This is a genomic window from Metapseudomonas boanensis, from assembly GCF_042232855.1.
In the GTDB taxonomy this organism is placed as follows: domain Bacteria; phylum Pseudomonadota; class Gammaproteobacteria; order Pseudomonadales; family Pseudomonadaceae; genus Metapseudomonas; species Metapseudomonas boanensis.
In genome coordinates this window covers 3,420,131-3,433,235 of sequence record NZ_CP113889.1, presented here as the reverse complement: position 1 = coordinate 3,433,235, position 13,105 = coordinate 3,420,131, and the positions used below count along the sequence as shown (strand labels likewise).

General features: G+C 62.5%; 13 protein-coding genes. 9 read left to right on the top strand and 4 right to left on the bottom strand.

Translation table 11 applies throughout. From position 1 onward, the window contains the following. Nucleotide 1 precedes the first annotated feature (1 nt). Genes OXH74_RS15975 through OXH74_RS15965 form a run of 3 tightly spaced genes read left to right on the top strand, consistent with a single transcriptional unit; the run spans nucleotide 2 to nucleotide 1,886 of the window. Nucleotides 2–313, top strand: coding sequence for a hypothetical protein (locus tag OXH74_RS15975; RefSeq protein ID WP_375737851.1), 312 nt, complete (start codon nucleotides 2–4; stop codon nucleotides 311–313). Further along, complete coding sequence (locus tag OXH74_RS15970; RefSeq protein ID WP_375737850.1) at nucleotides 303–1,211, top strand: copper resistance protein B; 909 nt, start codon at nucleotides 303–305, stop codon at nucleotides 1,209–1,211. Before OXH74_RS15975 ends, OXH74_RS15970 begins: the two co-directional genes overlap by 11 nt. A 9-nt stretch (nucleotides 1,212–1,220) precedes the next feature. After that, complete coding sequence (locus tag OXH74_RS15965) at nucleotides 1,221–1,886, top strand: c-type cytochrome (protein ID WP_375737849.1); 666 nt, start codon at nucleotides 1,221–1,223, stop codon at nucleotides 1,884–1,886. Nucleotides 1,887–2,055: 169 nt separating this feature from the next. Here the strand turns inward: OXH74_RS15965 and acs are convergent, their stop codons facing one another. Beyond that, nucleotides 2,056–4,017 carry an acetate--CoA ligase gene (gene acs / locus OXH74_RS15960; RefSeq protein ID WP_375737848.1) on the bottom strand — a complete coding sequence of 654 codons (1,962 nt, stop codon included), beginning with the start codon at nucleotides 4,015–4,017 and terminating at the stop codon, nucleotides 2,056–2,058. A gap of 683 nt (nucleotides 4,018–4,700) precedes the next feature. Between acs and OXH74_RS15955 the strand changes: the two genes are divergently transcribed. Together OXH74_RS15955 and mdtI are read left to right on the top strand one after the other, a co-directional pair. Then, a complete protein-coding gene (locus OXH74_RS15955; protein ID WP_375737847.1) occupies nucleotides 4,701–5,069 on the top strand; it encodes an SMR family transporter in 369 nt (122 codons plus the stop codon). Next, a complete protein-coding gene (gene mdtI, locus OXH74_RS15950) occupies nucleotides 5,063–5,392 on the top strand; it encodes a multidrug/spermidine efflux SMR transporter subunit MdtI (protein ID WP_375737846.1) in 330 nt (109 codons plus the stop codon). The genes OXH74_RS15955 and mdtI overlap by 7 nt, the downstream gene beginning before the upstream one ends. A gap of 211 nt (nucleotides 5,393–5,603) precedes the next feature. Here the strand turns inward: mdtI and OXH74_RS15945 are convergent, their stop codons facing one another. Beyond that, entirely contained in the window at nucleotides 5,604–7,163 is a 1,560-nt protein-coding gene (locus tag OXH74_RS15945; protein ID WP_375737845.1) for a sigma-54-dependent transcriptional regulator, read from the bottom strand. 261 nt (nucleotides 7,164–7,424) lie between these two features. Here OXH74_RS15945 and phhA point away from each other — a divergent pair, with 261 nt between their 5' ends. From phhA to OXH74_RS15930, 3 genes are all read left to right on the top strand, one after another. After that, nucleotides 7,425–8,210, top strand: a complete 786-nt coding sequence (gene phhA, locus OXH74_RS15940; protein WP_375737844.1) for a phenylalanine 4-monooxygenase — start codon at nucleotides 7,425–7,427, stop codon at nucleotides 8,208–8,210. A 109-nt stretch (nucleotides 8,211–8,319) separates the two neighbouring features. Further along, complete coding sequence (locus OXH74_RS15935) at nucleotides 8,320–8,676, top strand: 4a-hydroxytetrahydrobiopterin dehydratase (RefSeq protein ID WP_215376316.1); 357 nt, start codon at nucleotides 8,320–8,322, stop codon at nucleotides 8,674–8,676. Continuing rightward, the gene (locus tag OXH74_RS15930) at nucleotides 8,673–9,866 is read left to right on the top strand and encodes an amino acid aminotransferase (RefSeq protein ID WP_375737843.1); all 1,194 of its coding nucleotides are present in this window, start codon (nucleotides 8,673–8,675) and stop codon (nucleotides 9,864–9,866) included. Before OXH74_RS15935 ends, OXH74_RS15930 begins: the two co-directional genes overlap by 4 nt. A 94-nt stretch (nucleotides 9,867–9,960) precedes the next feature. Here OXH74_RS15930 and arfB read toward each other — a convergent pair whose 3' ends face one another. Further along, entirely contained in the window at nucleotides 9,961–10,374 is a 414-nt protein-coding gene (gene arfB / locus OXH74_RS15925; protein WP_375741630.1) for an alternative ribosome rescue aminoacyl-tRNA hydrolase ArfB, read from the bottom strand. A 156-nt stretch (nucleotides 10,375–10,530) separates the two neighbouring features. On the opposite strand from arfB, the gene OXH74_RS15920 reads away from it, so the two are divergent. After that, nucleotides 10,531–11,574, top strand: a complete 1,044-nt coding sequence (locus OXH74_RS15920; protein WP_375737842.1) for a metal-dependent hydrolase — start codon at nucleotides 10,531–10,533, stop codon at nucleotides 11,572–11,574. Nucleotides 11,575–11,658: 84 nt separating this feature from the next. Here OXH74_RS15920 and OXH74_RS15915 read toward each other — a convergent pair whose 3' ends face one another. Next, a complete protein-coding gene (locus OXH74_RS15915) occupies nucleotides 11,659–13,074 on the bottom strand; it encodes an amino acid permease (RefSeq protein WP_215376325.1) in 1,416 nt (471 codons plus the stop codon). Nucleotides 13,075–13,105 lie beyond the last annotated feature (31 nt).

Below are 13,105 nucleotides of genomic sequence, written 5' to 3'. Positions count from 1 at the left end.
AATGAACAAGACTGCCCAAACCTCGACGCTGGTCGGTGCCGCGCTGGCGCTGGCCCTGCTGACGCCCACCGTACTGGCGAGCAGCCACACCCATGAAGACCATCAGAAAGGCCCGGCCAGCGGCTCGCAGGTGATGAACCACGGCCAGATGGATCATGGACAGATGAGCCACGACAAGATGATGGAGTCGATGCCTCATGGCGACATGAACCACGAGCAGATGATGAACCATGGCCAAATGATGCAGCACGGCTCCAAGGCTGCGGGCCAGAATGCCAAGACGGCGGACACGGATCGTAAAGATGACCAATAGCCAACCACGCCCTGCCCTGGTCGCATTGGCCATCACCCTGAGCCTCTTCGGCCCGGTCAGCGCAGCGCAAACCATGGATCACTCCAGCATGGACCACGAGCCGGCGCCTGCCATGGACCATGGCCAGATGGACCACAGCACGATGGATCACAGCCAGATGAACCATGGGCAAGCTGCCGGGGCCGCCACCGGCGCATATGTCCCGGAACTGACCGATGCGGACCGGGCCGCCGCCTTTCCACCGCTGCCGGGGCATGGTGTGCATGACAGCGCGATCAACAGCTTCTTCCTGCTGGACAAGTTCGAATACCAGGATGCTGACGAAGGCAGCGTGCTGAACTGGGACGCCTCCGGCTGGATCGGCGGCGATGTCGATCGCCTGTGGCTGCGCTCGGAAGGCGAGCGCACCAACGGCAAGACCGAAGACGCTGAGCTCCAGGCGCTCTGGGGCCACGCCATCGGCCCGTGGTGGGAAACCGTGGCTGGAGTGCGCCAGGACTTCAAGCCTGGTGAGCCACAAACCTGGGCCGCGCTCGGTGTGCAGGGCATGCCCTTCTATGGCCTCGAAACCGAGGCCACGGCTTTTCTCGGCGAGAACGGCCAAAGTGCGTTGCGCCTCGAAGGCGACTACGACATCCTGCTCACCAACCGCCTGATCCTGCAGCCCACGGCAGAGATGAACTTCTATGGACGCAACGACCATGAGCGCGGCGTCGGCTCCGGGCTGGCCAATACCGAGGTTGGCTTGCGGTTGCGCTATGAGATCATTCGCGAATTCGCGCCCTACATCGGCGTGACTTGGAATCGCAGCTACGGCAACACCGCAGACATCACCCGCGCGGACGGTGAAGACACCGATGAAGCTCGCTTCGTCGCCGGTATCCGAATCTGGTTCTGAGCCTGAACAATGAAAAAAACAATGAAAGTCCTGGCGGTGGCCGGCCTGGTCACCACCTCTGCGGTGGCCGGTGTGGGTTATAGCGGTTGGATCAACGTCGGTGCCGATGACCCGCACTCGGCACCGGTATATGCCTTCCTGACCGCCGTGCGGGAGCGCTCGATCGAGGTCCGCTCACGGGATATCCAGGTCCCGAACCTGAATGACGGGGCCCTGATTCGTGCCGGCGCAGGCAACTACGACGCCATGTGCGTCGGCTGCCACCTGGCGCCTGGAGTCGAGCCTACCGAACTCAGCCAAAGCCTCTACCCCACGCCACCGGACCTGGGCAAACAAGGTACCGATGGCAATCCAGCCGCAACCTTCTGGGTGATCAAGCACGGGATCAAGGGCAGTGGCATGCCAGCCTGGGGCAAAGGCATGGAAGACCCATACATCTGGGGCATGGTCGCGTTCCTGCAGCAACTACCCAAAATGGATGCGCGGCAGTACCAGGCACTGGTAGCCAGCAGCAGTGGACATCAGCACGGCGGTGGTGAAAGCCAGCTGCACGAACACCAGGTCCCGGACGACAGCGCTTCAGGCAAAGGGCATCATGAAGCTGAACTGGCGGATGACGGGATGGCTGCACCTGACGTGCACGTACATCCGGACGGCAAGGCGCATAAACACTGAGCTGATCCAGACATCCCTCACCCCTTGCTCTACCCCAGTTGGTCCGTGCAGCGGGAATCGCGTGAAAGCAGCCCTGAGAATGTGGTTTCCCGCACTCGACTGAACAATCATTAAAAACGAAGCCCCGCCGCGGCTTGTGGCCGCGGCGGGGCTTCGTTGCAGGCATGCGTCAGGCGCAAGCGGTCTGCATGGTGCGATGGGTATCGATCAGGTGTTGCACCACTCCGGGATCGGCCAGGGTGGAGATGTCGCCGAGGGCGTCGTATTCGGCGACGGCGATCTTGCGCAGGATGCGGCGCATGATCTTGCCCGAGCGGGTTTTCGGCAGTCCCGGCGCCCACTGGATGACATCCGGCGAGGCGATCGGGCCGATTTCCTTGCGGACCCACTGTTTCAGTTCCTGACGCAGAGCCTCGGAGGCTTCCACGCCAGCGTTCAGGGTGACGTAGACGTAGATACCCTGCCCCTTGATGTCGTGCGGCATACCGACCACGGCAGCCTCGGCCACTTTCGGGTGGGCGACCATGGCGCTTTCGATCTCGGCAGTACCCATGCGGTGGCCAGAAACGTTGAGCACGTCGTCAACGCGGCCAGTGATCCAGTAGTAGCCATCTTCATCGCGACGAGCGCCGTCACCGGTGAAGTACATGCCTTTGAAGGTCTTGAAGTAGGTGTCGACGAAACGGTCGTGGTCGCCGTACAGAGTACGCGCCTGGCCCGGCCAGGAGTCGATGATCACCAGGTTGCCCTCGGTGGCGCCTTCCAGGATGTTGCCAAGGTTGTCCACCAGGGCCGGCTGCACGCCGAAGAACGGGCGTGCGGCGGAACCCGGCTTGAGCGCATGGGCGCCCGGCAGCGGGCTCATCAGGCAAGCGCCGGTTTCGGTCTGCCACCAGGTGTCGACGATCGGGCAGCGTGACTGACCGACAGTCTCGTAATACCAGTGCCAGGCTTCCGGGTTGATGGGCTCGCCCACCGAGCCCAGCAAGCGCAGGCTGGAGCCGTCGGCGCCCTCGACCGCCGCCTTGCCCTCGGCCATCATGGCGCGGATGGCAGTCGGTGCCGTGTAGAGGATATTGACCTTGTGCTTGTCGACGATCTTCGACACGCGGGTCACGTCCGGGTAGTTCGGTACGCCTTCGAACATGACGGTGGTGGCGCCATTGGCCAGCGGACCGTAAACCAGGTAAGTGTGACCGGTGACCCAGCCGATGTCGGCGGTGCACCAGAAGACCTCGCCCGGACGGTAGTCGAACACGCGCTCGTGGGTCAGCGAGGCGTAGGTCAGGTAGCCTCCGGTGGTGTGCAGCACGCCTTTCGGCTTACCGGTGGAACCGGAGGTGTAGAGGATAAACAGCGGGTCTTCTGCGCCCATTTCCTTCGGGGCACAGTGGCTGGAGGCCACTTTCATCAGGTCTTCGAACCAGACATCACGGTGCGGGTGCCATTTGATGTCGGCACCGGTGCGCTTGCAGACGATGATTTTCTGCACGCTGTTGGTTTCGGGGTTGGCCAGGGCGTCATCGACGTTGGCCTTGAGCGGGGTTTTCTTGCCGCCGCGCACGCCTTCGTCGGCGGTGATCACGACCTTCGATTTGCAGTCGATGATGCGGCCGGCCAGCGCTTCGGGGGAGAAGCCGCCGAACACCACGGAGTGGATGGCGCCGATGCGGGTACAGGCCAGCATCGCCACCACGGCTTCCGGGATCATCGGCATGTAGATGGTCACCACGTCGCCACGGTGCACGTCCTGGCCACGCAGGGCGTTGGCGAACTTGCAGACGCGCTCGTGCAGGTCGCGGTAGGTGATGTTTTCGTGCTCGGAAGGGTCGTCGCCCTCCCAGATGATCGCGACCTGCTCACCGCGCTCGGCAAGGTGACGGTCGAGGCAGTTGGCGGAAACGTTCAGGGTGCCGTCAGCGAACCATTTGATGTCGACGTGATGGTCGTCGAAAGAAGTCTGCTTCACCTTTGTGAAGGGCTTGATCCAGTCGATGCGCTTGGCTTGCTCACGCCAGAAGCCGTCCGGGTTGATCACGGACTGCTGGTACATGGCTTTATAGGTCGCCTCGTCCGTCAACGACTGGGCGGCCACCTCTGGGCGGACCGGATACAGTGAAGCAGCGCTCATGGTTCTTACCTCAATGGGCAGTTGTTTTTGTATGGCGCCTTTTGTATCCCCCGTCCCGTTGTAGGGCCATTCGACCATGGTCTTACCAAAGATGGACTATGGTGTTGCATGCATCGCGCCCCCAGGGGCTGGCGCCTGCCCGCCGGTTTTCAGGCGCCAACGAGAGATCTGGCCCGGCAGCTCCCAACGATTGCTTGTGGCGGCCACCGACAAGCCGGCGAAACGTGACCTGAATGCTCAAGTTTCAGCAAGGGCTTGCCGCTTTCCGCCAGCAAAAGACACTCGTTTCCCTGGCCGACGCCGCCCATAGAAAGATCATAATATTGAACACCCACTCCTGACCAATCCGACCACCACCAGCGAACACCCCTTATATTTCGTCATAATCTGATAAATTTTTATCAAAAAAACTATCGATTTGCTTTTATTCATATCTACAGGCAATATATTGTTCATTATGTTGAACACAAAGCCTGTGCCTCTCTCCACTTCTCGCCTGGTGTCTCGCGAACGACACTGGACCGGCGACCTCTAGCTCCTCCCCAACGGCAAACACCTGCTGGTGACGCTGCACCAGGCGGCATTTCGCCCCTGAAATAACAGCACCGCCACCGCCACCGATCCGTTGAACCGCAGCACGTCGTTTCCCGACGCAATGTCTGCGGAGCCCATGGGAGGGCACTATGCGTTCCTGGATTTACCTGATGGTCGCCATCGCCTTCGAAGTTGCGGGTACCACGTCGATGAAATTCGCCGCCGATCAATACCCCATCCTTGGCCACCTGCTGATGTACGGCCTGGTCGGCCTCTCCTATTTCTTCCTCGCGCTGGCGGTCAAGCGCGTTCCGGTCGGCGTGGCTTATGCACTCTGGGAAGGCATCGGCATCGTGCTGATCACCGCCGTCAGCGTCGCCTGGCTGGGCGAAAGCCTCGGCCTCTACAAGGCCCTGGGCCTGGGCGTGATGATCGCCGGCATCCTGCTGATCAAGGCCGGTACCCGCCCCCAGGCAGACACCACGCGCACTGACAACATGGAGGTTGCAACATGCTGAGTTCTAGCTTGATTTCGTTCGCCTGGCTGGGCCTGGCCATCACCCTGGAAGTCGTGGCCAACCTGTTGTTGAAGTATTCGGACGGCTTTCGCAAACGCGGGCTCGGGATTGCCTCGATTCTCTGCGTGCTGGCGGCCTTCACCGCACTGGCCCAGGCGGTAAAAGGCATGGAATTGTCGCTCGCCTACGCCATCTGGGGAGGCTTCGGCATCCTTGCGACCATCGCTATGGGTTGGGCGCTTTTCGGCCAGCGGCTGGCCTGGCGCGGTTGGTTGGGTCTGGTTCTGCTGCTCGGCGGGATGAGTCTGCTGAAGATGGCCTGATATCCGAGGGCCATCTCACCTTGGAGAACGACACACCTGCCGCAGTCTTGCCGAGACCGACATTCTCGAAGACAAAAAAATGGGCGACCAGTTGGTCGCCCGCCCAATCATTCCAGGAGAGGAATGTCAGAAACGCTTGTGTCCGCATCACGCAAGATTCAGACGCTGCCTTTTTACGCTCCGGCAACCGACCGGACCATTACACCAAGGTCTAAGCCTCCTCTTTACCCAGCCCATGCTGACGCAGCTTATTGGCGATGGTGGTGTGGGACACCCCAAGGCGTTTTCCCAGCAGACGACTGCTGGGATGCTCGGCGTAGAGCCGCTCCAGCACTGCCTTCTCGAAGCGGCCAACGATGGCGTCCAGCCCGCCCTCCAGGGAAAAGTCGCCCAGCGGCTGCGGCGCACCGTAATCCGGCAGGCGGATATGCTCGGGCTTCACCGTGCCGCCGTCGCACAGCGAAACGGCCTGGAACAGCACGTTCTCCAGCTGCCGCACATTGCCGGGCCAGTGATAGTGGCTGAGCTTGTCCAGCACCTGCGGCGCCAGCTTCGGCAAGCCGCAGCCGATCTGCCGGCTGGCCTGGTCGAGAAAATGCTCTACCAGAGGGGGCAGGCCATCCAGACACTCGCGCAGTGGTGGGATGTGCAAGGACAGCACATTGAGGCGGTGATAAAGGTCCTGGCGGAACTCACCCCGGGCGCAGAGTTCGGAGAGGTCCACCTGGGTCGCGCAGATCACCCGCACATCCAGGTACACCTCCTCGTCGCTGCCCACACGGCGGAAGCAGCCGTCCTGCAGGAAGCGCAGCAGCTTGGCCTGCAAGCGCGGGCTCATCTCACCCACCCCATCGAGGAACAACGTGCCGCCGGCAGTCAGCTCCAGCAGGCCCAACTTGCCCTCCGGGCGGGCGCCCTCAAAGGCGCCGGGACCGTAGCCGAACAGTTCCGTCTCAGCCATGGATTCGGGCAGGCCGGCGCAATTGAGCGCCATGAACGGCGACTGACCACGCGGACTGGCCAGGTGGCACGCCCGCGCCAGCAACTCCTTGCCGGTGCCGGTCTCGCCTTCGATAAGCAAGGGGGCATCAAGCGGAGCCATCCTGCGCGCCTCGCGCACCACCGCCGCCATGACCTTGGAGCTCTGGAAAATGCTGTCGAAGCCACGCAACTCATGCTTGCGCACGTTATAGATGCGCTCACCGACACGGTCCGCGCGGTGCAGGGTGATGACTGCGCCAGCCAGGGCCTCGCTTTCGTCGTGCTCCGACTGCAGCGGTGCGATGTCAGCCAGAAAGGTGTCACCCTTGACCTTGATTCGCAGGCCGTTGATCCGTGCCTTGTTAGCACGCACCAACTCCGGCAGGTCGAAGTCTTCGACATAGCGCGCAAGCGGAATACCCGGCACCTCGTCCACGCGCACACCGAGCAACTGCGCCGCCGCGCGGTTGGCCGCGACGATGGAGCCGCCCATGTCGATGGAGAGCACCGGGAAGTCCAGAGCCCCGAGCAAGGCATTCAGTTCGAGGTGACGCCGCTCGCTGGGCATCAGGCCGACGCGCTTGACACCGAACACTCCGGGAATGGTCTCCAGTTTTGGCCGCAAGGCCTGGAACTGCAGATTGATAAGGTTCGGGCAATGCAGGTAGATGGCATTGCCCTGCTCACCGCCCACCTCGCCTCGGGCGACGTTGATGCCATATTCGACGAGCAGGTTGAGAATGTCGCGCAAGATCCCTACGCGGTTCTGGCAATGGACTTTGATACGCATCTGGCACCCCAGGTATCGGGCTTTTCTGTGGGTTCTGGACGAAAAAATCCGCTCTCGACCCTATTTTCCCGTCAAGAATATGTGACAAATCAGCGCACCAGCAAGCCGATGAATCGCCATTCCGCCGCATCCGTAATCTTTTCTTTACGATTTCGACCCCACCAAGGCGGCACCTGACACTCCTACCCTGCTGCGCTGCAGCCCGCTGTGCGCTATCGATAAGGCAACACAACAACGAAGCCCCATTTTCCAGGAGGCCGAATGAAAGTAGCGAAGTACGTGGCCCGCGAACCCGATGCCAACGGTTTTATCCACTACCCGGAAACCGAGCACGCGGTGTGGAACACCCTGATCACCCGCCAACTGAAAGTGATCGAAGGCCGCGCCTGCCAGGAATACATGGACGGCATCGAGCAGCTCGGCCTGCCGTGCGACCGAATCCCCCAGCTGGGCGAGATCAACAAGGTGCTGCAGGCCACCACCGGCTGGAGCGTCGCGCGCGTACCGGCGCTGATCCCCTTCCAGACCTTCTTCGAGTTGCTGGCCAGCCAGCAATTCCCGGTGGCCACCTTTATCCGTACCCCGGAAGAGCTGGACTACCTGCAGGAACCGGACATCTTCCATGAGATCTTCGGCCACTGCCCGCTGCTGACCAACCCCTGGTTCGCCGAGTTCACCCATACCTACGGCAAGTTGGGCCTCAAGGCCACCAAGGAAGAGCGCGTCTACCTCGCTCGCCTGTACTGGATGACCATCGAATTCGGCCTGCTGGACACTCCGCAAGGCCGGCGCATCTATGGTGGCGGCATCCTCTCCTCGCCGAAGGAGACGGTCTACGCTTTGTCGGGCGAGCCCGAGCACCAGCCCTTCGACCCGCTGGAATGCATGCGTACGCCGTACCGCATCGACATCCTGCAGCCCCTGTACTTCGTGCTGCCAGAGCTCAAACGCCTGTTCGACCTGGCCCATGAGGACATCATGGCGCTGGTGCACCAGGCCATGCAGATGGGCCTGCACGCGCCGAAATTCCCGCCGAAAGCGGCCTGATCGAACCTCGATGTAGGTTGGGCCGAGCAGAGCGAAGCCCAACATTGCGGGTGTGGAGCCTCGCTTCGCTCAGCGCCAACCTACACAAATGCATATCCGGAGAACTCCCATGACCGCCCTGAACCAAGCCCATTGCGAAGCCTGCCGCGCCGATGCACCGAAAGTCTCCGACGAAGAACTGGCCGAGCTGATCAAGCAGATCCCCGACTGGAACATCGAAGTCCGCGACGGAATCATGCAGCTGGAAAAGATCTTCCGCTTCAAGAACTTCCGCTACGCCCTTGCCTTCACCAATGCCGTCGGCGCCATCGCCGAGGAAGAAGGCCACCACCCGGGTCTGCTCACCGAGTGGGGCAAGGTCACTGTGACCTGGTGGAGCCATGAGGCCAAAGGCCTGCACCGAAATGACTTCATCATGTCTGCCCGTACCGACGAGGTGGCCGCCACCGCCGAGGGGCGTAAATGAACCATTTCACCAAGGTGGGCCGCGTACCAGGCGACCCCATCCTCGGCCTGATAGATGCCTACCGCGCCGACCCCAACCCGGCGAAGATCGATCTGGGCGTGGGCGTCTACAAAGACGCTCGCGGCCTGACGCCGATTCCGTACGCGGTGAAGCTGGCCGAGCAGCATCTGGTCGACAGCGAAACCACCAAGACCTACATCGGCGGCCATGGCGATGCAGCCTTCGGCCAGTTGATGCTGAACCTGGTGCTGGGTGCTGGCAACCCGCTGATCACTGCCGGTCGCACCGGCGCCACCCAGACCCCGGGCGGTACCGGCGCCCTGCGCCTGGCGGCCGAATTCATCGCCGCCAACTTGCCGGGACGCGGTGTTTGGCTGAGCGACCCGACCTGGCCGATCCACGAAACCATCTTTGCCGGCGCCGGTATCAAAGTCGCCCACTACCCCTACGTGGATGCGGCCAACCGCCTGGATGTCGAGGCCATGCTCGCCGCGCTCGAGCGCGTGCCGACTGGCGACGTGGTGCTGCTGCATGCCTGCTGCCATAACCCGACTGGATTCGACCTGGGCCAGGATGACTGGCAACGGGTGCTGGACGTGGTCAGAGCCCGCGAATTGCTACCGCTGATCGACTTTGCCTACCAGGGCTTCGGCGATGGGCTGGAGCAGGACGCCTGGTCCGTGCGGCTGTTTGCCGAGGCATTGCCGGAGCTGCTGATCACCAGCTCCTGCTCGAAGAACTTCGGGCTCTACCGCGAACGCACCGGCGCGCTGATCGTCTGCGCCGCCGATGCCGACAAGCTTACGGACGTGCGCAGCCAGCTGGCCTTCCTCGCCCGCAACCTCTGGTCCACCCCGCCGGCCCATGGCGCCGCCGTAGTGGCGACCATTCTCGGCGACGCCGCGCTCAAGGCGCAGTGGGTCGAGGAGCTGAACGCCATGCGCCAGCGCGTAGCCAGCCTGCGCAGTGGTTTGGTGGAAGCCCTACAGCCCTTCGGCCTGGCCGAACGTTTCGCCCACATCGGCGTGCAGCGTGGCATGTTCTCCTACACTGGCCTGTCACCTGAACAAGTGGCGCGCCTACGGGCGGAGTTCAGCGTGTACATGGTGAGCACCGGCCGTGCCAACGTGGCGGGGCTGGATGCAAGCCGGATTGGGGATTTGGCAGCTGCGATCGCCAAGGTGTGCTGAGCAGCCCCTCGCCCGCTTGTAGGTTGGGCCGGGCGGCCCGACCTACGGCAGGCGTTCAGCCTGCTCGGCGAATGGATTAGCCCCTACGCTCGATTCAATAATCAACTTTCCCCCTCCCCGCCTTGACCGCCCCGCGCTTGGCCTTTCCCTCCAGCCGGCGCTTCTTCGAGCCCAGGGTCGGCTTGGTCGGTCGCCTTGCCTTTTCCACCTTGGCCACGCTGCGGATCAGCTCTGCCAGGCGTTCCAGCGCGTCGGCGCGATTCTGTTCCTGGGTCCGATACTGCTGTGCCTTGATCACAATCACGCCATCGCCGGTGATACGGTTGTCACGTAGCACCAGCAGCCGCTCCTTGTAGAAGGGCGGCAACGAGGAAGCCTGGATATCGAAGCGCAGGTGCACGGCGCTGGACACTTTGTTGACGTTCTGCCCGCCAGCGCCCTGGGCGCGGATGGCGGTCAGCTCGACTTCGTCGTCGGGCAGATGGACGCTGTTGGAAATCTCCAGCATGGGGGCAGGCACACGGCAGTATGGGTGCACAGCATAGCCGCCGGGCGTCGCTTTGGCGCGGCTCATGCTCCTTGAAATCTTTGGTTCGATATTCCCGAAGCCAGCACCCTGCAATCGGGATTAACGTAATCCACTGATCGGCAAAGAGGGACAGTGATGGACTCGATAACCCAGGCGGTGCTCGGCGCCAGCATCCAGGGCGCACTGCTGGGGCGCTGGCAGGGGCGCAAGGCACTGCTTTATGGCGCCGTGCTCGGCACACTGCCAGACCTGGACGTGGTGATCGACTACGGCGATGCGGTGGCCCAGATGACCTACCACAGGGGGTTCAGCCACTCGCTGTTCGTCCTCACCGCCCTGGCCGCTGTGCTCACCTGGCTGATACGACGCTTCCGCCCACACCCAGGCTACACGACACGCCGGCTGTTCCTGGCACTCTGGCTCGTACTGGCCACCCACCCACTGCTTGACGCCTTCACCAGCTACGGCACCCAGTTGTTCTGGCCGCTGGAGATGCCGCCTGTGGCCTGGTCGAGCATCTTCATCATCGACCCTCTCTACACCGTCCCCTTGCTGATCGCGGTGATCGCCGGACTGGTCGGCGGCCTCAAGGAGAGCACGGCGCGGCTGCCGGTTATTGCGTTGATCCTGTCGAGCCTCTACCTGGCTTCCACCCTTGGCGGCAAATGGATGGCCGAACAGCGCGTCGAGCAGGTCCTGGACCGTCAAGGCATCCGCGCCCAAGCGATATTCAGCACACCGACGCCCTTCAATTCGCTGCTCTGGCGGGTGATCGTGCTGGATGGCGAGGACTACCATGAAGCGCTGGTAAGCTGGCTGGACAGCGCCCCTCCCAGACTGGAACGCATACCACGCGGCACCACCCTCGCCCGCCACCTGCGCGACTCGCCCCAGCACCAACGGCTGGTCTGGTTCACCCACGGCACCCTGCGATACGACCAGATCGGCCCGGCGCTGGTGGTCACCGACCTGCGCTTGGGCATGACCGGCTTCCACCCTTTCCGCTTCGTCCTGGCCGAGCAACAGGGCGGTCGCTGGCAGCTGGTGCCAGCGGCCCGGCGCTGGCCGACGGACCGGGGCGATCTGTCTCGTCTGCAAGTGTTGTGGCAACGCATTTGGCGCGAGGATCAGCCCGTACCGTTGATTGCCTGGGCAAATGGTTTGCAGAAGAAGCCTTGATGCATCCGCACGGATGCAGGCAGTAAGAAGGAGTCACTCACAGAGGAAACAAGGGCGAGGCGCCAGGCACCTCGCCCCTGTCAATCAGCCGACCTCGTAGCCGGCGACCTTGCCAGCCTGGGCCTTGCTGGACAGCTTGAGGCGGTAGCAGCCCCACATCACCAGCAGCCACACCGGAATCGCATACACGGATACCTGGATGCCCGGGATCATCAGCATGATCACGAGAATGAAGGCCACGAAGGCCAGGCACAGGTAGTTCGCCGCAGGGAACCAGAACGCGCGGAAGCCGGTGCGCACACCGTCGCGATCCATGCGCTTGCGGAACTTCAGGTGCGAGTAGCTGATCATCGCCCAGTTGATCACCAGGGCTGCGACGACCAAGGACATCAGCAGTTCCAGCGCGTTGTGCGGGATCACATAGTTCACCACCACGGCGAGGAAGGTCACAAGCGCGGAGACCACCAGCGCACGTACCGGCACGCCACGTTTGTCCACCTTGGCCAGGGAACGCGGGGCGTCGCCCTGTTCGGCCAGGCCCAGCAGCATGCGACCGTTGCAGTAGGTGCCGCTGTTGTAGACGGACAGCGCGGCGGTGAGGACTACGAAGTTCAGCAGGTGGGCTGCGGTGTCGCTGCCGATCAGCGCGAAAATCTTCACGAAGGGGCTGCCGCTGTAGGGATCACCGGCACTGTTGATGGATTGCAGCAGCGCATCCCAGGGGCTCAGCGACAGCAGCACGACCAACGCGCCGACATAGAAGATCAGGATGCGGTAGATCACCTGGTTGATCGCCTTCGGGATCACCTGCTTCGGCTTGTCGGCCTCGGCAGCGGTGAAACCGAGCATTTCCAGGCCGCCGAAGGAGAACATGATGAAGGCCATCGCCATCACCAGGCCGCTCACGCCGTTGGGGAAGAAGCCGCCGTGGGCCCAGAGGTTGCTGACCGCAGCCTGCTCACCACCCGAGCCACTGAACAGCAGCCAGCAGCCGAGGACGATCATGCCGACGATGGCCACCACCTTGATCATGGCGAACCAGAATTCGGCCTCGCCGAACAGCTTCACGTTGGCCAGGTTGATGGCGTTGACCACCAGGAAGAACACCGCAGCAGTCGCCCATGTCGGTACCTCAGGCCACCAGAAGTGGATGTACTTGCCGACTGCGGTCAGCTCGGACATGCCGACCAGGGTATAGAGCACCCAGCAGTTCCAGCCGGACAGGAAGCCGGCGAAGCCGCCCCAGTACTTGTGCGCGAAATGGCTGAAGGAGCCGGCTACCGGTTCTTCGACGATCATCTCGCCGAGTTGGCGCATGATCAGGAACGCGATGAAGCCGCAGATGGCGTAGCCGAGGATCATCGACGGCCCGGCAGACTTCAGCACCCCGGCCGAGCCCAGGAACAGGCCGGTGCCGATGGCGCCGCCAAGGGCGATCAATTGGATGTGGCGATTCTTCAGGCCGCGTTTCAGCTCGCCTGAGTGTTGCAGATCACTCATTGCGTCACCTTTTGTTGTTGTCGTGACGGGA